3 protein-coding genes and 1 pseudogene are annotated in these 7,075 nt (G+C 65.9%); all 4 read left to right on the top strand.

Translation table 11 applies throughout. The annotated features are described in order from the left end of the window. Positions 1-2,733: TonB-dependent receptor (locus tag AC1DYX_RS25510; RefSeq protein WP_477264081.1), on the top strand; the 2,733-nt coding region annotated here is incomplete at its 5' end. Positions 2,734-2,878: 145 nt separating this feature from the next. Beyond that, entirely contained in the window at positions 2,879-5,662 is a 2,784-nt protein-coding gene (locus AC1DYX_RS25505; RefSeq protein ID WP_477264079.1) for a TonB-dependent receptor, read from the top strand. Positions 5,663-5,865: 203 nt separating this feature from the next. Beyond that, the gene (locus AC1DYX_RS25500) at positions 5,866-6,744 is read left to right on the top strand and encodes a flagellin N-terminal helical domain-containing protein (protein ID WP_477264077.1); all 879 of its coding nucleotides are present in this window, start codon (positions 5,866-5,868) and stop codon (positions 6,742-6,744) included. A gap of 98 nt (positions 6,745-6,842) precedes the next feature. Beyond that, positions 6,843-7,075: pseudogene (locus tag AC1DYX_RS25495) on the top strand (hypothetical protein); the annotation flags it as partial.

Here is a 7,075-nt window from a genome sequence, read left to right as displayed (position 1 = left end):
GGCCAGGCGGGCGGCACGCCGCCCACCGTGGCCGGGCTGCAGGCCCGGCTTGCGCAGGTGCAGGCAGAGAACGCGCAGCTCAGGCAGGCGCTGGCCGGGCAGAACATCCCCGCGCCCGCCGCGCCGCCGCCGGCGCCGACCGTCGCGGCCGCGCCCGCGGAAGAAGAACCGCAGGCACTGGGCGACGTCACCGTGCGCGGCAAAAAGAAAATCGAGACGCTGAAGGAAGTGCCGCTGTCGATCTCCGTCGTCTCCGGCGCGGAACTGGACCGCGAACTCGCCCAGGACCTCTCCGCGATCACCAAGCGCGGCGCCAACATCCAGTTCAACCAGAACAATACGCGTGGCGCCTCGCTGTCGATCCGCGGCCTGGGCAAGCGCTCGTTCACGGAGACGCAGGATCCCAGCGTGGGCATGGTCGTCGACGGCGTCGCCTACGGCCTCACGCAGCTCGCCAACTTCGACATCTACGACATCGACACGGTCGACGTCGTGCGCGGCMCGCAGGGGACGCTGGGCGGCAAGGGCGCGAGTTCCGGCGTGGTGTCCGTCAACACCAAGCGGCCCGACTTCTACCCGAGCGCCGACTACCAGCTGGGCTTCGGCCAGCGCGACACCGTGATCGCCAAGGCCAACCTGGGCGGTCCCGTGCTCGAGGACCTGCTGGCCTGGCGCGGCTCGTTCGTCGTCAACCGCAGCCGCGGCTTTTATACGAATAACTTCGACACCAACTACAGCCTCTACAACAAGAACCGCGTCAGCGGCCGCGTGCAATTCCTGTTCACACCCACGGCCGATTTCAATGCCCGCATCAGCGCCGACCTGGAGCCGCACGCGCCGCAGCTGCAGAACGGCCTGACCTTCTACCACAACCAGCCGGACCGCTTCGCCGACGGCAGCCTGACGGATCCGAGCGGCACCACGGTGCGCGCCAAGCTGGCGGGTTACACGAATGCGGCGGGCGTCCGTACCCCGGGTCGCGCGTGGTTCGCGGGCCGCGACTTCAACGGCAGGCCTTACACCTACGACAATAACTACATCGGCGACAACAACCTGAACTTCAACGAAAACCAGGGCCAGACGGTCTCCAACAAGGGCGCCTCGGCGGAGCTGACGTGGAAGCTGCCGGCCGCCACCCTCACCTCGCTGACGGCCACGCGCAAGTACAGCTTCGATGCGCACAACGACGAGGGTACGCCGTTCGACATCAACCGCAACGGCGGCGGCGGCGTGTTCTACCAGCAGTTCAGCCAGGAGTTCAAGCTGCAGTCGAAACCGGGAGGCCCGTTCGACTACGTGACCGGCCTCTATTACCTGCAGACGAAGGACGACATCCAGTCCAAGACCGGCTGGGGATCGGATGCCGGCGCCTGGTTCGCCACGACGGGGCAGTACGCCGCGCTCGACACCAATGCGGGCGCCAACCGGGGCGCGGGGCTGGCCCTGCTCGCCGACAGCCTGAACGACGGCCTCGTCCAGGGCGACACCTGGGTGAAGACGAAGAGCACGGCCTGGTATGGCAACACGACCTGGCATATCGACGACGCGTTCGCGCTGACCGGTGGCTTGCGCGTGACGCACGAGAACCGGTCGACGACGGACACCCGGCTGCTGGAAGCCAATGGATCCGGCGCCGCGCTGAATCCGGTGGCGGTACGCGGCGTGGCGCTGGGCGGCTTCGCCAGCGGCAGCAATGGCGTGCTGCAGGCCGGGAACACGGCGGCCCAGCTGGCCCTTGCCGACGCCGTGGCGAACCGCTATTTCGGCACGGGCGCGGGCACCAATCCCGGCGACGCCTACAACGGCCTCACGCCCGCGCAAAAGGCGCAGGTGGCCGCCGCCAAGGCGGTGCGCGCGGGCCAGATCGGCCAGATCATCAGTGGCGTGACGAGCCGCTACAACGACAACCTGTTCACGGCGGTGCTCAGCCCGTCGTGGCGCATCAGCGACCAGTACACGACCTATGCGTCGTGGCAGTACGGCGAGAAGTCGGGATCCGCGCTGAACGTCAACGGCGTGTCGGCCAATGTGCGGCCCGAAAAGACTAATGCCTTCGAGATCGGGCTCAAATCGAGCCTGCTGAACAGCACGCTGATTTTCAACACGGACCTGTTCCTGATGAAGATCCGCGACTACCAGACCACGGTGCGCGTGGTCGACGACTTCACCACGCAGACCAACATCGCGAACGGCCAGGCCAATCCGCTCGCCTATGTCACGGCGCAGGGCAACGTGCCGAAGGCGCGCGCGCGGGGCTGGGAATTCGACGGCGCCTGGAGCGGTATCCAGAACCTGAACGTGCGCTTCTCCGGCGCGTACAACGACGCCCGCTATGTCAGCTTCCCGCTGGCGGCCAAGCCCGACGAACTGGGCTATCTGCCGACGGCGTACGTGGACCAGAGCGGCCTGACCTTGCCCGGCGCCGCGCGCTGGACGGGCAACCTGGGCGCGGAATACCGCCTGCCGGTGCGCGGAGGCCACACGTTCCACGCCAGCTTCAACACCGCGTTCACCAGCCGCTACAACAATACGGACACGCTGTCCGACTGGGGCTGGGTGCCGGGCAGCAGCACGACCGACCTGGCCGTCGGCATCGGCACCAGGAGCAATTTTGACGTGACCCTGGTGGTCAAGAACCTCACCAACAGCCTTGCGCACGAAGCGGGCTGGGTCAGCTATGCGCCGAATCCGTATCCCCGCTGGTTCGGCCTCGTCTTCAGCGGCAAGCTGTAGAAGGCTGTTGGATTTTCAACAGTTCTGCCTGATACGGGCCGCCGCGCTGTTGCCCTGGTAACAGCGCGGCCCCATTTCACGTCGTTTTCGGGTGGTACGGGATTTGCAGAAAGAATGTTTTCTTCCCCGTTTCAGAAAGCCCGTAATGACTCATCAGAAAATTGCACACAGCGCCACGTTGCCGTTCCGCCTCGTCCCGATTGCCGCCGTGCTGGCCGGTGCAGCCCTGTTCAGCGCCCCGCTGCATGCGGCCGAGGCGACGCCCACCGTGGCCGAACTGCAGGCCGAAATCGCGCGACTGAAACAGATCATCGCCAACCAGGGCGGGACCGCCGCGGCCGCACCCGCCGCCGGTACGCCGGCCGCCGGTACGCCGGTCGCCGACACGCCGGCCGCACCGGCCACGGCCGCCGTGGCAGAAGAACCGCAGGCGCTGGGCGAGGTGACGGTCCGCAGCCGCAACCGCCTGGAACGCCTGCAGGACGTGCCGTTGTCGGTGTCGGTCGTCACCGGCAAGGAACTGGACCGCCTGAACGCCACCGACATCAAGTCGCTGACGCAGCGCGCCGCCAACGTCACCTGGAACCAGGGCAACCAGCGCACGTCGAGCCTGTCCATCCGCGGCATCGGCAAGCAGGGCCAGACCGAGGCGCAGGATCCGAGCGTCGGCCTGATCGTCGACGGCGTCAACTATGCCTACAACGCCCTCTCCTCCAGCTTCGACTTCACGGACGTCGACACCGTCGAGGTGACGCGCGGCCCGCAGGGCACGTTGCTGGGCAAGAGCACGAGTGTCGGCGTCGTCGCCGTCAACACGCGCCGGCCATCGTTCACGCCGGACGCGTCGTACTCGCTCACGCTGGGCCAGCTGGACACGGTGCAGGCCCGTTATGCGGGCGGCGGTCCGCTGGTCGATAACCTGCTGGCCTACCGCGTCGCGCTGAGCGCCACCAAGGGCCAGGGCGACATGAAGAACACGTACAACCCGGACATCACGTTCAGCAACAAGGACCGCGTGTCGGGCCGCGTGCAATTCCTGTTCACGCCCACGCAGGACTTCAGCGCCCGCGTCGCGCTCGACGCCCAGCCGCGCGCCGGCGAGACCACGAACAGCCGCACCATCTACACGCCGACGCCGGCGGTCTGGTCGAACGGCACGGTCAACACGCTTGCCACCGACAACGGCACCCGCCTGCAGCGCAGCTGGTTCACGCAGCAAAGCAATTACACGTATGCGGGCAACTACCTGTACGGCGGCGGCACGAACTCGGTCGACTACGACAACGCGCGGCCGCTCGTCACGGGCAGCAATGGCGCCACGCTCGACCTGAACTGGAACCTGGGCAGCCACAACCTGACGTCGATCAGCGCGTACAAGGATTACCACTTCGACGCCAGCAACGACGAAGGTACGCCGTTCGACATCAACCGCAACTCGGGCGGCTTCTGGAACGACTACCGCCAGGTGACGCAGGAGCTGCGCCTCAGCTCGCAGCCGGGCGGCTTCGTCGATTACCAGACCGGCATCTTCCTGATGAAGGTGAACAACGACGCCACGTACCGGAGGATCTGGGGCAGCGACGCCGGCGCCTGGTTCGCCAACGCCGGCCAGTACAACCGGCTGTACGCCGACGCCAGCGGCCGCAACCTGCTGTTCAATTCGCTGGACGGCGTGTCGATGGCGTTCAACTCGCCGTCCGGCACCCAGCACATCGTCAACAAGAGCGAGGCCGTGTTCGCCCAGGCCAACTGGCACCTGACCGACGCGCTGACCGTGACCACGGGCGCGCGCCTGACGCACGAGAACCGCACCAACGCCGGCAGCGCCGTCATCTTCGACAACGGCTTCGCGCCCGAACTCAATCCGGCCGTCGTCGGCAACGTGCAGCTGAGCGGTTTCGGCTCGGACGCCAAGGGTGGACTCCTGGCCGGCAACACGGCGACGCAACTGGGCCTGGCGGACGCCGTGGCGCAGAAATACTTCAACGCGCCGTCCTACGGCAGCCTCAGCGCCGCGCAGCAGCAGCAGGTCGCGGACGCCAAGGCGATCCGCGCGGCGCAGATCGGCGTGCTGTTCAACCCCACGCAGGCCCAGCCCTATATCGGCAACCTGAAGTCGTTCGTGCTGAGCCCCACGTACAAGTTCAATCCGGACCTGACCGGCTACACGTCGTGGCAATATGGCGAGAAGGCCGGCATCTCGCAACTGACGAACGGCGTATCCAACCTGGTCGACAAGGAACGCACCAGCGCATTCGAGATCGGCGTGAAATCGGCCTTCCTGAACCGCGCGCTGCTGCTCAACGCCGACCTGTTCCTGATGAACGTGAAGAATTACCAGCAGGCCGTGCGCGTGCTGGACGTCTACACGACGCAGCTCAACAACGATGGCCAGAGCTATTACACGACGGCCACCGGCAACGTGCCGAAAGTGCAGTCCAAGGGCCTGGAGTTCGACGGCGCCTACACCGGCATCAAGAATGTGACCTTGCGCTTTGCCGGCGCCTACACCAACGCCGTCTATAAAGAGTTCAGCAATTCGGCCCAGCCGGTGGAGAACGGCTATGCCGGCGCCGCGCCCTACCGCGACGTGACGGGGCAGACGCTGCCGGGCGTGTCGAAGTGGACGTTCAACGTGGGCGGCGACTACCGCGTGCCGGTGTCGGACCAGCACGACGTCCGTGCGAGCTTCAATACCGCCTATAACACGCGCTACAACTCCGACGTCGCCTTGTCCGACTATGGCTGGATCGGCGCCTCGGGCATCACCGACCTCGCGCTGGGCATCGGCAAGCGCGACGGTTCGTACGACGTCAGCCTGATCGTGAAGAATGCGTTCAAGAACCATGCGCCGCTGGCGGCCACCTGGAACTCGACCACGCCGGCCGTGCCGCGCTGGTTCGGCCTCTCGATCAGCGGCAAGCTGTAAAGACGCCGTGCGGCAGGCTATCAAGGATGCAACAGTCAAAACGACAACATCCGGGCCCGCCGCATACGTTTCCGACTTCAAAATATTTTTTAAAAAAATTTCCGTCCGGAATTTAATGACCCAAGCTAAATGGTCGTCTTGTACTTGTGAGAGCGCGAGATGCGCAACCTCCCAACAGATTTCAAGCCTTTAGGAGCCATATCATGCTGAGCCTTCACACCAACGCCGCTTCGCTTTCCGCACAAAATTCCCTGACCCGTACCCAGAGCGCCCTGTCGACCTCGATGACCCGCCTGTCGACCGGCTACCGCATCAACTCGTCGATGGACGACGCCGCCGGTCTGCAGATCGCGACCCGCCTGAAAGCCCAGACCAGCGGCATGGCCGTGGCGATGCGCAACACTCAGAACTCGACTTCGATGCTGCAGACCGCCGACGGCGCGCTGAATGAAGTCAGCAACATCCTGACCCGCATGAAGGATCTGGCGACCCAGTCTGCCGACGCGTCGTCGACCGCCAGCGACCAGACCGCAATGCAGTCCGAGTTCGACGCGCTGGGCAACGAACTGAACAACGTCATGAAGAACACCACCTTCGGCGGCAAAGCGCTGCTGAGCGGCGGTACCATCGCCAGCGCGATGACCTTCCAGATCGGCGCCAGCAGCAGCGAACAGATGACGCTCGACCTGTCGGGTCTCGGCACCGTCGGCAGCGTGGCCGACCTGGACACCGCGCTGGGCCTCGTCTCGAAGAACTACGCCGCCCCGTCGGCTACCGTTGCTGGCACCGAACTGACCGGCGGCTCTCCGACCACCGCGATGGACAACATCAAGGACGCGCTCGACAAGCTGGGCGCCACCCGTTCGGCCCTCGGCGGCGCGGCGAACCGCCTCGACCACGTCTATAACAACCTGTCGAACATCTCGAGCAACACGCAAGCCGCAACCGGCCGCATCATGGACGTCGACTTCGCGACCGAATCGTCGAACATGACGTCGAACCAGATGCTGATGCAAGCTGGTACCGCCATGCTGAAGCAGACCAACAGCATGTCGTCGATGGTCATGTCCCTGCTGCAGTAATCGCAGGGCCGCCAGGCCAACAACGCCCGGGCCAGTATGGCCGGGCTTCATGAAAGGCCAGCCGCACGCTGGCCTTTCGACTTTATACTGCCGAGATCATGGCMAGCCTTTCCATCTCCGCCCTTCCGCCCGTCGTCGTACCCGCGACCGCGCCCGGCACGCTGCCGGCGACGGCGGTCGACGCGGTCGCGGCCGCCGTCCCGGTCGCCCTGCTGCAGGCCGAGATGGAGGCGCTGCCCCTGCCGCTGCCTGCGGCCCAGCCGGCGCCTTCACTGCCCGCAGGCGATGCGCTGCCCGACGCCGCGGCGATGCGCCCCGACCAGGTGGCGAT

Source organism: Massilia sp. P2_C2 (assembly GCF_056404615.1).
The sequence above is the reverse complement of the archived record's forward strand: the minus strand, read 5'-3'. Positions and strand labels throughout refer to the sequence as shown.